This window comes from Verrucomicrobiia bacterium (assembly GCA_035946615.1).
Taxonomy (GTDB): domain Bacteria; phylum Verrucomicrobiota; class Verrucomicrobiia; order Limisphaerales; family UBA8199; genus DASYZB01.
Genome location: DASYZB010000046.1, coordinates 1 through 18,844, shown reverse-complemented (window position 1 = coordinate 18,844; position 18,844 = coordinate 1). Strand labels below are relative to the sequence as shown.

14 protein-coding genes are annotated in these 18,844 nt (G+C 57.3%); 2 read left to right on the top strand and 12 right to left on the bottom strand.

Going from position 1 to position 18,844, the window contains the following annotated elements; genetic code table 11:
* Positions 1–14: 14 nt before the first annotated feature.
* Together VG146_07090 and VG146_07085 are read right to left on the bottom strand one after the other, a co-directional pair.
* Positions 15–290, bottom strand: coding sequence for a hypothetical protein (locus tag VG146_07090; protein HEV2392113.1), 276 nt, complete (start codon positions 288–290; stop codon positions 15–17).
* Positions 291–619: 329 nt separating this feature from the next.
* Positions 620–2,947, bottom strand: coding sequence for a hypothetical protein (locus VG146_07085; GenBank protein HEV2392112.1), 2,328 nt, complete (start codon positions 2,945–2,947; stop codon positions 620–622).
* Between the two features lie 354 nt (positions 2,948–3,301).
* On the opposite strand from VG146_07085, the gene tnpA reads away from it, so the two are divergent.
* The gene (gene tnpA, locus VG146_07080) at positions 3,302–3,754 is read left to right on the top strand and encodes an IS200/IS605 family transposase (GenBank protein ID HEV2392111.1); all 453 of its coding nucleotides are present in this window, start codon (positions 3,302–3,304) and stop codon (positions 3,752–3,754) included.
* 324 nt (positions 3,755–4,078) lie between these two features.
* On the opposite strand, the gene VG146_07075 is transcribed toward tnpA, so the two are convergent.
* From VG146_07075 to VG146_07030, 10 genes are all read right to left on the bottom strand, one after another.
* Positions 4,079–6,340 (bottom strand): hypothetical protein, encoded by a 2,262-nt coding sequence (locus VG146_07075; protein ID HEV2392110.1) that lies wholly within the window; start codon positions 6,338–6,340, stop codon positions 4,079–4,081.
* A 590-nt stretch (positions 6,341–6,930) separates the two neighbouring features.
* The gene (locus VG146_07070; protein ID HEV2392109.1) at positions 6,931–8,532 is read right to left on the bottom strand and encodes a hypothetical protein; all 1,602 of its coding nucleotides are present in this window, start codon (positions 8,530–8,532) and stop codon (positions 6,931–6,933) included.
* A 3-nt stretch (positions 8,533–8,535) separates the two neighbouring features.
* The gene (locus VG146_07065; GenBank protein HEV2392108.1) at positions 8,536–9,129 is read right to left on the bottom strand and encodes a hypothetical protein; all 594 of its coding nucleotides are present in this window, start codon (positions 9,127–9,129) and stop codon (positions 8,536–8,538) included.
* Positions 9,119–9,574: a type II secretion system protein gene (locus tag VG146_07060; GenBank protein ID HEV2392107.1), complete on the bottom strand. Its 456-nt coding sequence runs from the start codon at positions 9,572–9,574 to the stop codon at positions 9,119–9,121. Before VG146_07060 ends, VG146_07065 begins: the two co-directional genes overlap by 11 nt.
* 711 nt (positions 9,575–10,285) lie before the next feature.
* Positions 10,286–11,671: a hypothetical protein gene (locus VG146_07055; protein HEV2392106.1), complete on the bottom strand. Its 1,386-nt coding sequence runs from the start codon at positions 11,669–11,671 to the stop codon at positions 10,286–10,288.
* Between the two features lie 24 nt (positions 11,672–11,695).
* On the bottom strand, positions 11,696–12,286 hold the full coding sequence (locus VG146_07050; protein ID HEV2392105.1) for a prepilin-type N-terminal cleavage/methylation domain-containing protein: 591 nt from the start codon (positions 12,284–12,286) through the stop codon (positions 11,696–11,698).
* Positions 12,283–12,771 (bottom strand): prepilin-type N-terminal cleavage/methylation domain-containing protein, encoded by a 489-nt coding sequence (locus tag VG146_07045; protein HEV2392104.1) that lies wholly within the window; start codon positions 12,769–12,771, stop codon positions 12,283–12,285. The genes VG146_07050 and VG146_07045 overlap by 4 nt, the downstream gene beginning before the upstream one ends.
* A gap of 197 nt (positions 12,772–12,968) precedes the next feature.
* Positions 12,969–13,403: a response regulator gene (locus VG146_07040; GenBank protein ID HEV2392103.1), complete on the bottom strand. Its 435-nt coding sequence runs from the start codon at positions 13,401–13,403 to the stop codon at positions 12,969–12,971.
* Between the two features lie 277 nt (positions 13,404–13,680).
* Positions 13,681–14,346: a PEP-CTERM sorting domain-containing protein gene (locus VG146_07035; GenBank protein ID HEV2392102.1), complete on the bottom strand. Its 666-nt coding sequence runs from the start codon at positions 14,344–14,346 to the stop codon at positions 13,681–13,683.
* A 626-nt stretch (positions 14,347–14,972) separates the two neighbouring features.
* The gene (locus tag VG146_07030; protein ID HEV2392101.1) at positions 14,973–18,050 is read right to left on the bottom strand and encodes a hypothetical protein; all 3,078 of its coding nucleotides are present in this window, start codon (positions 18,048–18,050) and stop codon (positions 14,973–14,975) included.
* A gap of 147 nt (positions 18,051–18,197) precedes the next feature.
* Here VG146_07030 and VG146_07025 point away from each other — a divergent pair, with 147 nt between their 5' ends.
* On the top strand, positions 18,198–18,491 hold the full coding sequence (locus VG146_07025) for a hypothetical protein (GenBank protein ID HEV2392100.1): 294 nt from the start codon (positions 18,198–18,200) through the stop codon (positions 18,489–18,491).
* Positions 18,492–18,844 lie beyond the last annotated feature (353 nt).

The following is an 18,844-nucleotide window of genomic DNA, read 5'->3' as shown; positions in this document are numbered from 1 at the left end:
TTTGAAGTTGGGTCTTAAAGAGTAAACCCGCACGGTCCAATGCCATGGATGGCCATTGCACTCCATCCCCCAATCATGATAGTCACAAACGCCCAAACCAGCGCCCGTAAAAGAGCTTCGCGGAGCTTTGTTTTGGCCGCCACTGAAAGCGCAAAAAAGCTCGCAAATATGCCTACGCACAACGCGAGGAACACAAAACCGGGCACGTTGGTGCCGGGCGGCAGGGATACAAGTCCAATGACGACCAAGGTTGCCAGCAAAAGATTGTAGTAGGTAAGCAGCCTTGCCAAGCTCACGAGTTGTACCTGGCGGCCATTTTAAGGGCTACAGACGCCCATCTCAAGTAGCAACGGGCCGACTGTCGGTCCGCCTGAGCAAAACGCCTGAGGTCTCATTGTGACCGAGTTGCCTCACGATTCCCTCAAAGTGGCTGAGAGAGCACTTCACCGCAACATCAGTCGAAAGACCGGGTGAAACCGCGGGGCCGTTCAGTCGTCCCTTCGGGACTAAGATGATGGCTGGCCCCGGTTCCCAACGCTGAAGCGTTGGGCTATTGGCGGGTGTCCCTCCGGGACAACAACTGGCGCGGTTTCGAATCTGGCAAAGCCGCAGTGGGACTTCATTCCGCTGGAATTGTCCAGTTGAACGCGCCAGGGGCCTGGCGGTTGAGGAAGAAGGCGCTGCCGGGTGGGATGAGGGTGTTGCCGGCCAGTGTGAAGCCATTGGCATCGACCCAGCCCGAATAGAGGTTGGCTTTGAAATAATAGAAGTAAGTGGTCACCGAGCCGTCCGGGTTGACCACCAGCAGATTGTCACCTTGGCTGGGATTGAGCCCGGAAGCGACGCCGGTAGCCGGGTCGCCTGTGTAGAGGTTGAGGGCGGAGAGGGTGACACCGGACAAACTCTTCAAGGTTCCCAGGAGATTGTAGCCCGGCAGGATGGGGGCCAGGGCCACACCGGTCTTAACCGGGCCGCAAAGATAAAGGTTGGCGTCGGTAGGGGCGATGCGGCCCACCATAACACCTTCCTCGGGATAAACGACCTCGTCGGCAGCGGGCGTGAAGGTGTCCGCCCGGACCCACCCCTGCCAGGTCGTGAATGAGGGATTTGAATACCAGAAAATTGTCAGTGTGTTTTGGGTTTCCGGAATCATGAGCATAATATTGTCTGCCTTGGCTGGATTCGGTCCAGCCACCAGGCCGGCCTCGTTGTTGGTCCCAAAGAGGGTGGCCACGGTGAAATGACTGCGAATGCGGTAAGGACTGCCCACGGAAGAGAATCCGGCGGCATTGCCAGCCAGCGCAACGGTTTTGGCAGAGGTATTGGCGATGTCGATCATGGCACCGTTATCAAACTCGACATAGGCCGGCAGGCCGTTTGTGCCAAACTCATTGTTGGTTAATGAATTGGTCACCGTCAGGCTGTTGGCGCTCAAGGTGGCAACGACGCCGGCTGATAAGATAGGACGCACCATGCGCTGCGAAAACAGGGTGAGGTTGTTGGCGTGAATCACGGTGTCGCTGCCAATCCAGACCGGTGAGAAGCTCTCGATAGGGCCGAGGAGCACGTGGAGCCGGATGAACCGGGCTGCCGCCGCCGTAATGGGCGTTGTGTCCCGCACGGTCACCCAATCAAAGCTGTTGTTCAGCGGGGTCACGCTGAGCGCGAGCACGTGGGCATTATCCGAATACCAGGTGAGCTTATCCGCCGAGACCTCAGGCAGATATTGCAACGCGAGGTCCGCCGCGTCGGTACGGCGTTTATATTGCATCGCCAGGTAATGATTGGCGCCGTCCTGGGTAATAAAAATGATCAGGCCATCATTGCCGTCCGACGAATTGAACGGGTTGGAGCCGACCGCATATTCGACGAGGTTGGTCAGCCCGTCGCCGTCGGAGTCCACCAACATGTCCAACCCTTCAAAAGGGCCGTTGTCTGGCGTCGCCAGCGAGGTGTCGTAGTGGAGGTTCGCGGCCCCCGAGCCGGTGTAGGTATTGCAAATGATTGCGCCGTAGGTCCCGTCTGAGCCGGTCATCTTGACGTCGGCCTGAGGGGCGTTAATTGTGCCGTAAAAAGCGGTGTGGCCGCTGTAAGCGACTGTTTGGTTGCTCTCGAGTCCAATGTAGGTGAAATCTGATGGGTTGCCACCGTCATTGACAACGCCGCTGCCCGAAATGGCTGTCCGGCCCCCAACGTACAACGTCAAACTCGCGCCGGGCAGAATTTCAACATAGCCGCTCCCCTCGATGGTAAAGTCGCCGGTCACATACAGGGTGCAATGGCCATTGACGACCAGGGGTTCGGCGCTGTTCCTTGTGGTGAAACTGGAAACTTTATAAATCGCGACCGAACTATCGGCGGTCAGCCAGGTGATATTGGACCCCGAAACCGAAGTAACGGTGGCAGGAATGGTGGGGACACCTGACGGGGGGAGATTGGTGGTCCAGGTGATATTCACATTGTCATTGGACCAGCCCGGCTCGATGCCGGTTTGGGTCGCGCACCAGGCGAGGTCCCCAATCGCGCCGCTGTGGATAACAATGGTTCCGCCGGGCGCGGTGGCAGCCGTTCCGCAGACAGTTGCTGCATTGACGGTGATGGCCCCTTTCCCGCTTGAGCTGGTTGCAACGTCTCCGGCTGCGGTGCGATTTGTGACCGGGTCGTAGGGACCGAGAACGGAATTGTAGGCGTCCACAACAAAGGCGCCGTTTAATGTGATCGAAGCGCGGGCGGTTATGGCCCGGCTAAACAGCGCCGAGGGAAGAGTCGCGGTGGCTTTGTGAACTGAGACGGCTTGCGAGCGTTTGGCGATAGATTTAGCCAGGATGGATGGCGTGCTTTTGTGGGCCGGGGTTTTGGATTTGGCCACCGTGCCGGCTGTGGCATGGCTGTTGGGCGCAAACAGCAGGGCGGCGCCTGCGAGAATTGATAAAAGTTGCGTTTTCATTGCTGATCGGATTGTTGTGCTCACAGTGATCAGGGTAGGATTTCGTGAATTCTTTACAATCGGGGCAGCACAGCGTTGTAAGCTCGGTGAAAGTGCCCGTTGATCACCCGGGGGAGTTCCCAGGGGGGAGCGAAGATTTACAGAAGGGTTTTAAACAAAAGATAACGAAGGAAACGAAGGGGGAGCCAGGCGGGGCTTGCAAGCGTCGCTACGCGACGGGCGCACCGCGTAGCGGTGCTGTGCCGGTAGCCGTGGGCCTAGGCCCACGGAAGAGGCGATAAATCGAGGTTGCGTCGCGTAGCGACGCTTGATAAGCCTGCCCACGCAACGGGAATCAGAAACACCTAAAGCCTGATGGCCAACACCTTCACCTCACTCCATTACCACATCGTATTCAGCACTAAGAATCGGGAGACCTGGATTCGCCAAGATGCGCAAGAGCGCGTTTGGGATTATCTGGGAGGAATTGCGCGCGAAAACGATTTGAAGCCTCTGATCGTTGGGGGAGTGGAAGACCATGTCCACATGCTGGTCGAAATCCCGCCGACCATTGCCCTGAGTGAGGCGCTCCAACGGCTCAAAGGTGGCTCTTCTCGATGGTTAAAGCAGAATATCCCGTACTGCCGCGGGTTTGGGTGGCAGGATGGTTACGGGGCATTCACTGTGAGCAAGTCGCAAGAGCCGCATATCAAGCGCTATATTCAAAACCAGCGGGAACATCACCGAAAGCAAACCTTCCAGGAGGAATATCGCCAATTGTTGAATCGTCATGGGATTTCATACGACGAACGGTATTTGTTGGATTGAACGTATGACGGCTTGCAAGCGTCGCTACGCGACGCGGCGCGTGATGGTCTCGATTCCGTGGGCCGAGGCCCACGGCTACCGGCACGGCACCGCTACGCGGTGGGGGCAGGGCTGCGCGGTGCGGGCAGGGCTACGCGGTGGGGCCTCTCCCCTCCCGCTGCGACGGCGGGACAGCGCGGCGAGTCGGAAGATGAGGGGGAGAAGCGTTGCCCAGATTAGAGATGTAGATACTTTATGTTACGGACGCCCAGTAAAACAAGCGGGGCGTTCCAGCGGAGGAACGCCCCAGAGGCGGTTCACTATGAAGGAGCAGAACAACCCGCCTTAAAGTACTTTCTTATTCGCCCCAATAGTTCCCGTGCTGCTGTTGCTCTTGGGGACAGTCACAATTACCGAGCTTATTGAACTGTTGCCGGAGGCATCGGTCGATTGGACGTTGATCGTATAAGTTCTCGCATTACCAGATGCTCCCTTGCTGGCCGCGAGGTTGGCGGTCAGAGGGCCGGTAATCTGAATGTCGCCCGGGGCGGTGGCCTCACTGCAGGTGATGGAGGTGATCTGCGCCACGGGGGTGGCGTCGCAATTATCAGAGACAGCGGCCGAAACGGTTACGGGCACGATTTGGTGGTTGGGTGGCGAGAGCACGCTCGGATTGACACTCAAGGATTGAAAGACCGGGGGGGTGGTGTCCGCGATGGTGAGGGGAACGTTGGCGGTCGTGCTGTTGCCTGCGGCGTCAGTCACCGTGACGGTGATGGTGTACTGTCCATCCGAGAGAACGGTGCCAGCGGCGGGATTCTGGGTGATCTTTAGCTGGTTGGCCGGCGTGCAATTATCAGTAGCGAGGACATTGGGCAGCACATTTGGGACGACGGCCTGGCAGTTGGCGTCGGCTGAGAGCGTGATGGGGGCGGGAGTGCTGACGATGACTGGGGGTGTGGTATCGACGACTGTGAACAAGACGCTGCAGGTGGAGGCATTGCCGGAGGAATCTTTAACCGTAACAGTGATGGGATACTGGCCAGAGCCCACGAGCGTGCCGGCGGCGGGGTCCTGGGTGATGACCAGAGAGCCGGTTGGGGTACAATTATCAGTGGCAACGACCAGGGCCACGACATTGGGAACAGCGGCCTGGCAATGGGCGTCGGTGGAAGCGGTGATCGGTCCGGGGCAGGTGCCGATTGGGGGAGCGGTATCTTGAACGATTACGTTTACATTGGTTTCTGCGGAAGCGCCGCAGGAATCGGTCACCTTGAGGGTGACCAAATTGTTCCCCATCGGAAGCGAGACCGAGAGGGTGGCTGTGGTGCCGAGGACATTGCCACCAACGCTCCATTGGAATGAGAGATTCGAGCCTTGCGATTGCGAGCCATCCAAGGTGGCCTGCGATTGGCAATCGACAGTTTGGTCCGGGCCGGCAACGGCGACCGGGGCCGAGCCGCCGGAGGTGACATCCATCACGAACCATTCCGAGTTACCGTTCAATGTGCCGTAGCCCACAATGCGACCGGCGTCATTGACCGCAACGGCGCCATCCAGCTCCCAGCCTGAATTGGTATCCACGAGGCTATTGAGGTCCGTCATCGTTCCGCTCTGCCAGAGAAACGCGTGTGCAACTCCATTGGAAGTCCCTGAGGTGCCGACGACCTGCCCAAGATTATTGAGCGCGCTAGGATATGTAAAATTCCCGCCCAGGCCCGTTAGGTCCGTCATGGTTCCGGCGTCGTAGAGGAACCCGTGATATTCCTGGTCGCCGGTTGTGCTGGACAAACCGAGTGCCTGGCCGGCGCGATTGATAGCGAAGGCAACCGAATAAGAGCCGCCCAGAGTGCCGATATCCGTCATTGCTCCACCGGAATAGACGAAGCCATGGTACTCGCCGTTGGCGTTCAGGGATTGGCCTACAACCGTTCCGGCATCATTGAGCGTAACGGCCGTGCTAAAATTGCCTCCGAGCGTTCCCAGGTCGGTTGGCGCTCCACCGGAATACGAGACAGCATGAATGTCACCGCTGGCCAGGGAAGATTCTCCCGCCAGGACGTTACTATTATTAATAGCAAAGGCAGAGCTGTAGCCGCCGCCGAGGTCGCCTAGAGCGATCATGACGCCATTGGAATACAGAAAACCAATCGTTGAGGCATCTCCAGCGGTCAACGAGCTTCCAGCGACCAGGCCGGCGTTGTTGATGGCCGAGGAGCCGCTCGAGGAGCCGCCCAGGGTGCCGAGGTCCGTCAGGGCCCCCCCGGAATAAATGAAGGCATGAGTTTGGCCGTTGGTCAGGTCAGCCTGGCCGGCGACCTGTCCCGAGCTATTGATGGCGCTGCCGACGCTTGACGCGCCGCCAAAGGTCCCTAAATCGACGACCGCCCCGGCAGTATAAAGATAGCCATGGGTGCTGCCGTCAGGGAAGTAGAACAAGCCGGTGATCAAGCCCGCGGGATTGAGGGCGTTGACCTGCACACCCGCTCCCGCCATGGGCGGCAAATTGGTTATGGAAACGGAGTCGTTGCCACAAGCGAAGCAATCGAGCACCATTGAGAGTAAGATTAAACCGCACGCACCGGTGATACCCAGGTTTTTTCTCATACGCCCTTTCTTCATTGTTCTGATTTGCATTTCTCGATCGCGTGTCCAGTGGGGGAGAGCATGGGGCGGGCCAACTCAGAAATGAGAAAGGGCGATTTGTGGACATAAGAGGGCAGAAGTGTACGGTTTTCACATTGTAGGAGCCGACGTGAGGAGGCTCAAAAGGCGGTTTCGGATTGATGAGAGCCTCCTTGCGCCGGCGGCTAAATGGTAATCCTGGGCGGTAGGTTTTCAGCCGTCCCTGCGGGACTTTGGAGTTGTCGGATTTGGAACCCAACGCTAAAGCGTTGAGCTATTCTCATGTTGTCCCTCCGGGACAAGGGCGTCGCCACGGCTATCCAAGTTATAGGACATTAAAGACAAGTGAAAGGCTAATGTTTACGGTCGCGGGGGATTTTTTACCTTGATTCACCTTGACCAGGCTTGACTAGCTTTGACTTTAGTTGACAGGTCTTGTCCCCGGCTAATCTTGACTGGTATGGGTGACATGGGCATTGCGGGATGGGGCCTCCTGGTGTCGGCTGCTACAAAAAAAGGGCGCTCCAACACGGAGCGCCCTCACGGAGGACCAGCAAGCCCCATCCAAAAACTTAGGGCACCTCGTTCCACGCGGTGATGAGATAGCGGCCATTGGCGGGGCCCTTGGAGAGGGCCTCGTCATAATGGAAATTCAAATGACCGTTCATCGTCACCGAGTTCACCATGAGGGATCCGTAAAAATCAGTGAGGGTGCTGCCACCACCATTTAACGAAAGGTTGGCGTTAGGAGCTACCAGCACACCGGTAAAGCCACTGTTACCGCCGAGGCTGAACGAGGTGACGGAAGGCGCGGCGTAGAGAGAGAAATCAGCGGCCTGACCGGCTTCATTGAGGACCCCGTTGCCGCCGATCGTGCAACTGGTTCCCCCCGAGTAAACGACGATATTGCCGCCCTGACCGACTGTAAAGGTGTCGCCGCCACTCATATTGAGGCCATTCGGCAGCGCCAGGACGACATTGGAACCGGTCACATAGGTTGTTCCAGAGAGGTCACTGGCGGTATAGTAATTGGTATAAGGGCCGTCAGCGCCAACGAGGATGTGGTCGTAGGAATTGGTTGAATAGACGGTCGCGGTATTGCTTACAGGATAGTCATAACTGACAATGCCAACCGCCCAAGTATAAGTGGTCCCACTTTTTGTCACCCAAAGGTAGGTACCGGGTAGAGGAGGGGTAGTGCTCGACATCGTATTATAATTCGTTTTCGTCGTGCTCGGCCCGGGCCACGTAAGGGAGACTGCAGTGGTGGTGTAGTTACTCGTAGAGGTACTGACCCACACGCCACCAGTTGGGGTCAGGTACCCTGCGGTGCTCGGATAAGTCGTGTCCGGGAATGTGAAATTAGCGTCCGGCAGCCACCAACCTGCTTCGATGCCTTTATTGGAGGATTGCCAGGTGTGGGAGCCGACTGCGCCATTCGGGCCGACATAGATCGTATCGGAGTTCGTGCTGCCTGTGTGGGCATGGCCGTAAATATTGGCGTTGCCGACGTTCAGGGTATCCACCAGTCCGCCGTTGCTGGCGATGTCACCTTTGTCACCTTTGTACTTGGCCGGGTCGTACTGCCCATTGGTGCTCTTGGTCGGGTCGGATGAATCAAAGCTGTCGGTCATGATGCCGTTGCCGTTCAAGTTAATGGAATGCTTGGCGATCAAGGCCCCATTGAACATGTTGTCCTTGCCGCAGGTGACTTGGACGGCGCGGGTGGTGACGGAGGGACTCGATCCTGGCGAGCCATTGACGGTGGCGAAGAGGATTGTGGCCACGCCTTGGGGCACCATAGTCGAGGTCTGCACATAGGACCGGGAGATGACGTAAGGCTGGAAGATATTGGTGGCGATGATAGTGACGGTATAACTATTGCCGTCAGGCAGTGTGTTGCTGCGCATGTACGTCCCGATACCCTGGGCGGTCCAGCCGTCGGCGACGAGATTGGTCGAGTTCAAGTTTAGCTGTTCGAGGCCATCCTCGATGCCGGCCTCGGTGACAGCGATGGCCATGTTCCAGGCCTGCGAGCGGTAGCTCAGGAAATTCTGCTGCTCGATGAGCGAGAGGTAATACATGACGAACAGGCTGAAGATCGAGCAGATGACCAGGGTGGTCAGAAGCGCGCTGGCCAGTTGTTTCGCTTTCCGTGAGACTTTAGTTTTCATAAATTAATTCAAGACTTGTTGTTTACGGATAATGATTCGAGCCGTCTGAACATCCTCGCTGTTAACGTTTGGGGTCGGGCAAATCTGCATCGAGGTCTTCCAGGTCAACTGGACGATTTTGACCTCTTGGGTCCAATTGGGCATCGTGGTGTCCACCGGGTAATAATAATCGAACGAGTTGCTGGCCGGGGGGCGCAGGTAAAGGCTGAAATTGAGCAGGTTGCAGTTGGTCAGGAGGACCTGGGCGGTGCCGGCGGTGGCGTTGCTGCGAATCATCTCCTGCTTGTTGGCGTCGAAGCTATAGACAACCGTGCTCGGCGGGGTATCGCCATTGACCAGCGTCAAAGTGCGGGAAGTGCTGTTGCTGGTATAATTGACAAAGGATGTCGCCTGGCGGATTTCGCGGGTGACCAGGTCCATTGCCTGCCGGTTTTTCTGGTCCAGAACGGCGTAATTGCTCATGGTGACGAAACTGCGGGCGCAGAACAGAAACATGGTGGCCAGGGCGAGGCCGCTGATGGAAAAAATGCCCACCGCGATCATCATTTCGACGAGGGTCCAGGCGGAGCGCAGATGGGATGGGGCTTTAATAGACATAATTCTGCATCCCATCGCGGGCGACATAGGTGCTGACGCTGCGTTGATGGGAAACGCCGCCCATATTGGTCCACAGCAAGGAGACGGTAAACTGCCGCAAATTGGTGCTATAAGAACTGCCGAGGTTGACGTTGCTGATGCCCAGGGAGCCGTAATAGGTGATGCCCGGCGTGGTCGGCGATTGGGGGTCGTAAGATTCGGTGAAACTGGTTGGGATAAAGCCGCTTGTGGTGACCTGGGTCCAGTTATAGAGGCGGATGCTTTCGAGGCGTTCGAGGAGAATCTGAGTGGCGCGCTGGTTTTCGCGGGCCACGCGCACGATAAACAGGCCGTAATTGATCGAGCCCACCACCCCGGCGCCCATGATAGCAAGGATAGCCGTCGCCAGCACCACCTCAATGAGCGTGTTCGCTTTCTGGGGCTTTTGGGCTAGACGAATTTGCATAAAATGGGTCCTTGGTCCTCCTCCCTAACCTGACACAACTCTTAACCCGGGTTTCATCTCAGTCACTAACGCACAACTTTTTACAACATCGATCCAAACAACTGCTTTCTGTTCGAGCACCAGGTAGCATGTGGCTTGCCAACGTCCCGGGAAGCCCCTGGGCGGCATCCGTAGATGTACGAAGGTATGCCGATGGTGGAGATCGGGACACAGGTGTCCAGGATCCATACAAGGCAAATTTGGGTTGTGGGGCCATGGCATAACTCGTGCGTTGTTTCGCAAGCACGACATGCAGTGGGACGAGCGGTACGCGTGGGATTAATGGAAGCGTCGAAGGGGCACAACCTCTTTGAGGTTGGCTCGGCTCTGCGACAATTATCCCAGGGTAGCTCGCAGGCTCGCGACCCTGGGCTGGAGGGCGGAATCCCTTCGGGATTCTCGGGCGACCCCTCCGCCTCCGAAGGTCCGCGGCGACCAGCGGGGCGCATGAAGTTAAGTTAGCGCTCATAGGGAGGGACCCCCTCTCCTCCGGCCCTCTCCCCTCCCGCTGCGACTGCGCGACAGCGCGACGAGTCGGAAGGAGAGAGGGAGAAGCATTGGCACATTAGAGATGCTCCTCAGAGATCAGAGCCTCCTGGTGTCGGCTGCTACGGACCAGGACTATTGAGGATTTGCAGAGGCTTCGATGCGACAAGAGCCCGGTTCGCCGCGCTAGAGCTCGCGCCAGGAATTGGCGGCGTATCCGCGAAGAGGGCCGGCGTTGATTAGGTTTTCGTCGTAGTGGAAATTAAAGTGGCCGTTGATGGTCACGCTGCTTGTAACGCTGGAGCCGACGAAATCATAGGTGTTGGGGCCGCCACCGCCCAAGGTGAAGGCAGCCTCCGGTGCATAGATCGTTCCGGTGAACGCGGCGTTGCCGCTGAACGTGATCGACGTGTTGTTAGTTGTACCGAAATAGGCCAGATTCGCTGCGTTTCCGCCATCAATGGTATCGTTACCGCTCAGTGTGAAGCTTGGGCCGTCCATGTAGATTGTCAGATGGCCCGCATTGGTGCTGGTACCCGAAACGCGAATAACGCTCGGACTCGCGTTATTAATCAAGTACAATCGGATTGAAGCATTAGGGCCGACGTAAACGCTACCGCCCAGGCCTGAGATCTTGTAATCGTTAGTGCCGTAGAAGGCAAAATTATATGTTGTGCCAAGAATGTTGGTTGGGGTGAACAATGGACCTACCCACAATGGTGGACTCACCCACGTGGTATAGCCAGCCGGCAGCGTCACATTCGGGAAGGTGGGATTGAAGTTATAGTAAGTGTTGCCGGTGACGGTGCCGTTGTTCTTGATGCTGTCGGTGCCGGTTGGACTTAAAAAGACGCTGCCATTGACGTTGGCGTTGCCGACGTTGACCACACCTGAAACGCTGCCGATATCCCCGTTAGTGCTGGCATGGCTGGCGTTGTAATAGCCGTTCGTGTTGAAGGGGGAGCCGGGAGCTGAATTAAAACTATCGGTGGTGACGTTATTGCCGTTGAAGTTCAGGTTGTTTTCCGCGGCCATGGCAAAGGTGAATAAAGGGATATTGGTGGTGGCGACCCGGATGGTACGCGACAGGATAGCGGAGGAGGAAGCCACCGCCACATACCCCGTGGAATAGATAATTGGGTATTTATTTGTATTATAAATAACGCCGTAAGTGCCGGCGCCCATCGTGCGGTTCATGGGCCCGTAGATGCCCGCGGAAGGGGCGCCCCAGCCATTGGCTGTGCGGTCCACAACCGGCAGGGGGACGGCCGGATTGAGTTGGGCGAGGGCCTCTTCGGCGCCCGCCTCAGCTAGCGTGAGGGAGGAATTCCAGGCCTGAGAGCGGGCCATAAGGTTCCGCTGGGTACTGGCCAGATTCAAATAATAGAACAGAAAAAAGCCGAAAATGAATGCGATAAAGAGCGTCATCACGAGGACGCTGCCGGATTGGCTGGACCACTTTTGCCTTGGGTTACTCATATACGTGAGGCGGTGGCATAGATTAATGGAGGGACCCCTCTCCCCTTCGGAAGGGGAGAGGGAGAGCATCGGCAGATTGAAGATGTAGTTCATGTTAGGGACTCCTCAGTAACAGACCTAATGTTGGTTGCGCAAAACGATTTGGGCGGTTTGCACGCTTTCGGTATTGACCTTTTGGGCCAGGATTTGGCGTGAACATTTCCATGACATATTGATGAGCTTGCAGAGAGTGGGGTCGAGGTTTCCGGCGTTGTTGGTGGCAGGATAAAAAATGATGTTTGTGGCCGTCACGGTGGGGGCTTCCTGGTACAAGCTAAAGTTCCAATTGTCGCACTCGGTGAGGGCTGTCAGGTCGGGCTGGCCTGTTTTGCTCAAGACCAGGGTGCGGGCATTGGAATCATAGGTGAGCTTCACGATGGCGGATTGGTCGGTATTGGTCAGGGTGAGGGACATGACGGGGAGATTGGTTTGAACGGCAATGACGGCCTTGGCCTGGCGTATTTCGCGGCTAATGACATCCAGGGCGTAGCGGCTCTTTGTGTCGAGGTCGGTGTAGTTGACCAAGGCGGCCAAGCTGCGCGCGCCATAAAGGCTGAGCATGGCGACGACAGCCAGAACCAGCATGCCGAGGGTGGTGGCAACCAGGATTTCAACCAGGGTGAACGCGCGAAAGAGCCGGCGGCGGGATTGAGGGGTTCGCAGGTTCATGGTTTGACGCCATAGACGTAGTTCTGCAGGCCGTAGCGGGCCACCTGGGTCTGCATCTGGCGAGTCTGGACGATGCGTTTGCTGCCGTTGTAATTGGTCCAGTTCACCGTGACCGTCACCAGCCGCATGTTGGGCAGGTATGAGGAAGAATTGGGGATCGAGCTGTCTGCGTTGGTTACAATGGTTCCGGTATAAACAAGCCCGCCGCTGTTGTTGGAGAGGCCGAGAGGATCATAAACTTCCTGGAAGGTAATGTTCTGCAAATTATCCCAGGAAATGAGGCGCAACCCCTCGACTTTTTGCATCAGAATCTGTGTGGCCCGGAGTTCTTCGCGGCTGGACTCTACAACGCTGAATCCAAAAGAGAGGCCTCCGTAAAAGGCAGTACTAATCACTGCCAGAACGAGCACCGCCACCATCACTTCCGCCAGGGTGTAGGCCGCCGCGCAGGGGTGTTTGCTTTCATCTCGCCATTCAATTCTCATCGTTCGCCTGTCTCGAGGTCGCGTCAATTCCGGGCCAAAAGGCCAATCCGTACTTTCACTTCGTTTTCTTCAGCAACCAATACTTGGCGTTCATAAAGCAGTTTTCGTGACAAAGGGCTGATTTTAAGGCTCCGTATGTGTGCGGAGAGGGGTGTCTCGACTTAAGGCAGGGCATCTTGAACCGCAGGGCAAGGCTCTCAGGTAATCCCAGAGGCCTCCGGGACGGTCGCAGGGTCCAACAATCTTCCCACCAGCTCGATGAGCCGGTTGGTATCGACAGGTTTGGCAAAGAATTCGATTGCCCCTGCCGCGCGCGCCCTTTCGGCAATCTCAACAATTTCAGCCGAAATAATGTGACTGATCATAATGACAGGCGTGTTTTTCGCCTCATCGATGCGGCGCAACCATTCCAGGATCAGAAAGCCGTCCCATGCAACGCTCCCCGCGAAGACATCGGGCGGGAAGCTGATATCCAGGAGAATCAAGTCCGGCCTGTTTTGACGCACAACACTCACGGCCGCTGCCCCATCGTCGGCCAGGAGGACGTCATAGCCCGCGCCAGAGAGCCTCATTGACAGCGCCTTAAGTACTACGGGGTCGTCGTCAACAATGAGGATGCGCTTGCGGTTCATTGCGATCGCTCTTCGCGTCTTCCTTGGAAAGCAAGCAGGTTTCGTGACAAATCGAAGCTTCGGGCGGAACCTTGCGGGGAAAGGGTGTCTAAGATTAGGGCACTGAAAGGCGATAGCCAAGGGCAAATGCCAGTTGAAACGGGAGTAGAACCTTGAGCCCACTTGAGCCCAGGGTTAGTCCCTAAAGCGCCAGAGGACTGGCGCAGTCCACAACGCTTCGCGCGGACTGGAGCCGTCCGGCAATGGCCGTGGGAGGGTGCGGTAGCGCTCGGCAGCGCTAGGCGAGCGGGTAGCGGCGGGTGATCCGAGACAGAACCGCGGCGAGACCCAATCCAGCCAGCGCCAGAGCGCCGGGTTCGGGAACGGCCTGCAGTTCTAAACTGCCGGGGCTGCCTGGAATGAGGCTGCCAGCGTAGAAATCGTTCACGTCTGATGTGGTGATATTCTCGGTAATCGGAGTTGCTCCCGGTGTTGGAAATATCCATTTAGCCGAGGAGCTGGAGTAAATGCCGTAGGATTCGACATTGCTGAAATTGGAAGCCGGGGCTGCGTTATCGGTGGTTTGGAAGACCCAGAGGTCGATGGGTTGGGTGGCAAAGTTTGCCGCTGTGGCCCCGGGCTGGGTTGCGGTCGAGGAAAATGAGCCCGGCGGCAATAGGAAGTTGCTGGAGATGTTCGTCGAGCCGAACACGTGCCATGCGCCGCCCGAAAGCCGGGCGCTCTGCAAAGCGGAAGGGTTGCCGGCATTTAGCGAGATATTAAAGCTCGAATCGAAATAGCCGATTTCGACGTCGTTCCCGCTGGCAAGCGGCTGCTGATTGAGACCGACCATATTTGGCGAGCCCGAGCCTCCGCTGTAATTGATATTCACCGAGCTCTGCGCGAGACAGATTGTCTGCACGAACCCCGCGACTGCGGCCAAGGCAATGACACGCCTGATCATGTGGGGAGAGTTTTCCCTCACTGCGGCGTTAGTGTCAAGCCGTTATTTTAAATTACAAAATTAAATTAAAACCGGGTGGGAGAAACCGTTGAAAATTGAAACAGTTGAGCGGCGCCATCCGCCTCCCAGCAGGCCATAGGTCCGTGATTATGGGCCGCCTCTCCGGGGATTGGGCAAGCTCAAAGCGTTTGGCAACGGGTCGCAGCTTGGGGGCTGCTCGGTATCCAAGCATCAGAGACGCGACAGCTTTCGGCAGGTCACCCCTACGGGGTTTGGTATTCTTCAGGTCAGGGGCGTTGCTATAAACAGGCCACCCCCTGGCGGGGGTTTTGGGACAAGGCGCCGCAAGTCCACTTTAATGCGGACATGGAAAAATGTGGGTAATGACAAGCCATGAATGGGAGTGTTAATGAGACCCGCAAAGAACTCTGTCTCACTGCCCTTAAAACCCGTTCCGAGTTTTCCACCGCTCCTGACGAACCGCGGGCTGGGACGCACGCATATGGTCCACAGCCCTGACGGTTTTCCGATTTCGTCGTGCGCACCCATTGGAGGTCAATGGCCGTGAAAGAGAAAAAAGGCAGGCCCCGGTAAAGAGGCCTGCGCTGAGGGGCATGGGCGCTGCTCTATTCAGCCGGGATGGTCCAGTTAAACGCACCCGGGGCTTGGCGGTTGATGAAGAAAGCGCTACCGGGAGGGATCAAGACATCGTTGGCCAGAGTGAAGCCATTGGCATTCACCCACCCCGAATAAACCCCCTGTTGGAAATAATAAAAGTAAGTGGTCACGGAGCCGTCCGGGTTGACTACCAGGAGGTTGTCGCCCTGGCTGGGGTTGAGTCCGGGGGCAAAGCCAGTGGCCGGGTCGCCGGTGTAGAGATTGAGGGCCGAGAGCGTGACGCTGGACAAGCTCTTGAGGGTGCCGAGGAGGTTGTATCCGGGCTGGATGGGGGCCAGGGCCACACCGGTCTTGACCGGTCCGCACAGATACAGGTTGGCGTCGGTCGGCGCTATCCGGCCCACCATGACGCCTTCTTCAGGAAAGACCACGAGGTCGGCTGCCGGTTGGAAGGTGTCCGCCCGGACCCATCCCTGCCAAGTCGTAAAGGAGGGATTTGAATACCAGAACACCGTCAGTGTGCTTTGGGTCTCGGGGAGCATCAGCATGATATTGTCGGCTTTGGACGGATTGGGGCTGGCTACCAAGCCGGTCTCGTTGTTGGTCCCAAAGAGGCTCGCGATGGTGAAATGGCCCCGGATGCGGTAGGGAGTGCCCGTCGAGCAGAGCCCAGCGGCGTTGGCAGCGAGGGCGACGGTTTTGCTCGATGTGTTGGCGATGTCGATCATCGTTCCCTGGTCGAACTCGACATAAGCGGGCAGGCCGTTTGTTCCGAACTGATTGTTCGTTAATGAGTTGGTCACTGTCAGGGTATTCAAGGTCACGTTCGCCACGGTGCCGGCTGAGAGGATTGGCCGGACCATGCGTTGGGAAAAGAGAGTGAGGTTATTGGCGCGCAGCAGCGCGTCGCTCCCGACCCAAACCGGGGAGAAGCTCTCGATAGCGCCTGAGAGCACGTGCAGTCGGATGAACCGGGCGGCGGCCGCCGTGATGGGTGTCGTATCCCGCACGGTTACCCAATTAAACTCACTGTCAGCCGGGGTCACGCTGACCCCAAACGCGTGGGCAGCATCCGAGAACCAGGAGGTTTTATCCGCCGAAACTTCAGGCAAGTACTGTAACTGCAACTGCGCCGCGTTGCCCCGGCTTTTATACTGCATTGCCAGGTAATGGTTGCCGCCCGACTGGGTGATGAAAACGACCAGGTCTTGATTGGCGTCGGCGGAATTAAGCGGGTCGCTGCCGACGGCATACTCGATGAGGTTGGTCAGCCCGTCGCCATCGGAATCGACCAGCATGTTGAGGCCGTCGTAAGGCCCGCTGACCACCACGACAAAGCTGTTGGTGGCGCTCAAGGTGGTGCTGCCAAAGGCGGTTTGGATTATGGTGGCGACGACGGTGGTAAAGACGTTCGTACTGGGACTCTGCGCCACGGTGGGTGTCCAGGTAATCAGGCCATTGGCATCAATGGCGGAGCCGCCGGGGGCATTGAGGAGCTGATAGGTGAGCGTTCCGGTGTTCCCGTTTGGATTGGCGGCGGTATTGGTTACGATCAAGGGCCGGAGATCGACGGCAGCCAGGTTATTCTGGGTTGGCAGAACCAAGGCCAATAAGGGGGTTAGGGTGATAGTCTGAGCGGCGCTGGCGCTGTTGCCGCAGGCGTCAGTGGCGGTCCAGGTCCGGGTGATGATTTCCGAGCCATTGAGTTGAGGGGCAAAAGCGTCCGAGTAGCCGAGGGTAACGGAGCTGCAGCCATCATGGGCGGTGGCAACGCCGGTATTGTTGGTGCTGGTGTCCGCCGTGAATGGCAGCACCAGATTGGGCGGGGCTGAGACAACCGGGGGGGTTGTGTCCTGCACGGTGATAGTTTGAACGGCGCTGGCACTGTCGCCACAGGCATCGGTAACGGTCCAGGTGCGGGTAATCACTTTGGCTCCTCCGCAGGTGTTGTTGGTCGCGTCAGTGGAGGTGATTGTCAGAAGGCTGCAGCCACCCTGGGCGGTAGCGATGCCGGTCGCATTGGTGCTGGTATCGGCGGGGCATTGCAGCACCAGATTAGGCGGGGCAGTGATGGTTGGCAGCGCCAGAGTGATGTCGTAATGCAAGCTCGAACTGCCGGAGCCTGTGTAGGTATTGCAAATGACGGCCCCGCAAGTCCCGGAGGAGCCGCTCAGGGTGACGTCGGCCTGGGGGGCGTTGATGGTTCCGTAAAAGGCCGCGCCACCGCTGTAAGTGAGGCTCTGGTTGCCTGCAAGCCCGATGTAATTGAAACTCGCGGGTGTGCCCTGGTCATTGATCACACCCCCGCCGGAAATGGTCGTTTGGCCCCCAACGTAGAGTGTCAGGCTCGCGCCCGGCGCGATATAAACGTAACCGGACCCCTGAATGCTGAAATCGCCGGTTACATAGAATGTTGAGTGTCCGAGGACAACGAGCGGCTGGGCACTGCCGCCGCTGGTGAAGCTCGAGGCCTTGTAAGTCGCTACTGAGCTATCAACGGTCAGGAAGGTGATATTTGAGCCTGACATCGAAGTGGGAGTAGTGGGAATAGTTGGAACTCCCGAGGGTGGCGAGTTAGTCGTCCAGGCTATATTCACATTGGCATTGGTCCAGCCCGGCTCGATGCCGCTTCTGGTTGCGCACCAGTTCAGGTCACCGATAGCGCCGTTCTTAACGAAAATCGTGCCGCCAGGGCCGGTAGCAGCCGTGCCGCAGATGCTGCCATTATTGAGGCTGATGGCTTTAGCGGCTGTCGAGGTGGTCGCAATGTTGCCGCCGGCGAGGCGATTGGTCACCGGGTCATAAGACCCCACAGTGGAGTTGTAGGCGTCGATGACCAACTGGCCTCCGCCGCTCAAAGAGATGCCTCCTCGCGCCGTTATCGCCCGGCTGAAAGGGCCGGAAGAACTGGTGACATTCTGAAGCGACATGGTCGGTGCGGGTTTCTGAAGTGTCCTGGCCGCCCTTGAAGGGATGGTCTTGTGAGCCGTGCTCTTGGTTTTGATCGTTGTTCTGCCCGTGGCTTCGCTACTTAAAGCCAACAGCAGCCCAGCGCTTGCTAGAACCGTCAATAGTTGCTTTTTCATAAAGTCATTGCCTAACTGTTTTGCTACTGCGAACACGCTAGGTTCATTTTGGCTATGAACAATCGGGGCAACCCATGGTTGTGGTCCCGGGGGGAATCTGAGTTGGGTCCCGGGGAAAATCCCAGGGGAAAGGATGAAGGACGAGGGATGAAGGATGAAGGAATCCAGCCTGACCGCATTGCTGGTCTATCAGTGCATGATATTTTTGCGAGCCGCTGGGGTGCTCCGGTGATGGTGCCAGCCCATCTCAAAGCCTTTGAGAATCAAGGAATAACAGAAACAGGCCAGGAATTCTTCGCAACGATGAAGGTAGAGGCGCCGTCGCGGGGCGTCGTTGACCCGCCAGACTATGGATTAATATTGCGGATTACTTCGATTCCACAAATTAGACAAAACTGTCTCGAAGAAGTGCAGGACTGGCTCCGTCGAGCTACGTTTTAATTACAGACCGTGGTCCGTAGAAATCCGGTCAGATTCTGGTTAAGGGAGCGGAGTGCGCGCCGTCCTCGGGCGCAGCAATGTTGGCAGATGAGCGGGTGGGAACGGCCTTGGGCGCGACGTGCTTTGGGGCTTGCTGCGCCCGGGACGGGCGCACTCCGTAAACTGCCCCGGGTCTCCGCTGCGGCACAGAGACTGCTTTTGTACTATATACCTAACTGACATTTTGGCGCTAATTTATGGGAGGTTATTGGAGGTTCAGACCTTAGTTTTCCGCAGTGTTGCGCGGTTTTGCTGCTTTCAAGAGCTTTCCAACTCACAGGAGCGGTCCTCTGGGTGACTTTAAAATACCTTCG

Coding starts and splice junctions, on each gene's coding strand:
- VG146_07085 (HEV2392112.1), bottom strand. CDS start 2,947: ATGAAAACGCAACTTTTATCAATTCTCGCAGGCGCCGCCCTGCTGTTT.
- tnpA (HEV2392111.1), top strand. CDS start 3,302: ATGGCCAACACCTTCACCTCACTCCATTACCACATCGTATTCAGCACT.
- VG146_07075 (HEV2392110.1), bottom strand. CDS start 6,340: ATGAGAAAAAACCTGGGTATCACCGGTGCGTGCGGTTTAATCTTACTC.
- VG146_07070 (HEV2392109.1), bottom strand. CDS start 8,532: ATGAAAACTAAAGTCTCACGGAAAGCGAAACAACTGGCCAGCGCGCTT.
- VG146_07065 (HEV2392108.1), bottom strand. CDS start 9,129: ATGTCTATTAAAGCCCCATCCCATCTGCGCTCCGCCTGGACCCTCGTC.
- VG146_07060 (HEV2392107.1), bottom strand. CDS start 9,574: ATGCAAATTCGTCTAGCCCAAAAGCCCCAGAAAGCGAACACGCTCATT.
- VG146_07055 (HEV2392106.1), bottom strand. CDS start 11,671: ATGAACTACATCTTCAATCTGCCGATGCTCTCCCTCTCCCCTTCCGAA.
- VG146_07050 (HEV2392105.1), bottom strand. CDS start 12,286: ATGAACCTGCGAACCCCTCAATCCCGCCGCCGGCTCTTTCGCGCGTTC.
- VG146_07045 (HEV2392104.1), bottom strand. CDS start 12,771: ATGAGAATTGAATGGCGAGATGAAAGCAAACACCCCTGCGCGGCGGCC.
- VG146_07040 (HEV2392103.1), bottom strand. CDS start 13,403: ATGAACCGCAAGCGCATCCTCATTGTTGACGACGACCCCGTAGTACTT.
- VG146_07035 (HEV2392102.1), bottom strand. CDS start 14,346: ATGATCAGGCGTGTCATTGCCTTGGCCGCAGTCGCGGGGTTCGTGCAG.
- VG146_07030 (HEV2392101.1), bottom strand. CDS start 18,050: ATGAAAAAGCAACTATTGACGGTTCTAGCAAGCGCTGGGCTGCTGTTG.
- VG146_07025 (HEV2392100.1), top strand. CDS start 18,198: ATGAAGGATGAAGGAATCCAGCCTGACCGCATTGCTGGTCTATCAGTG.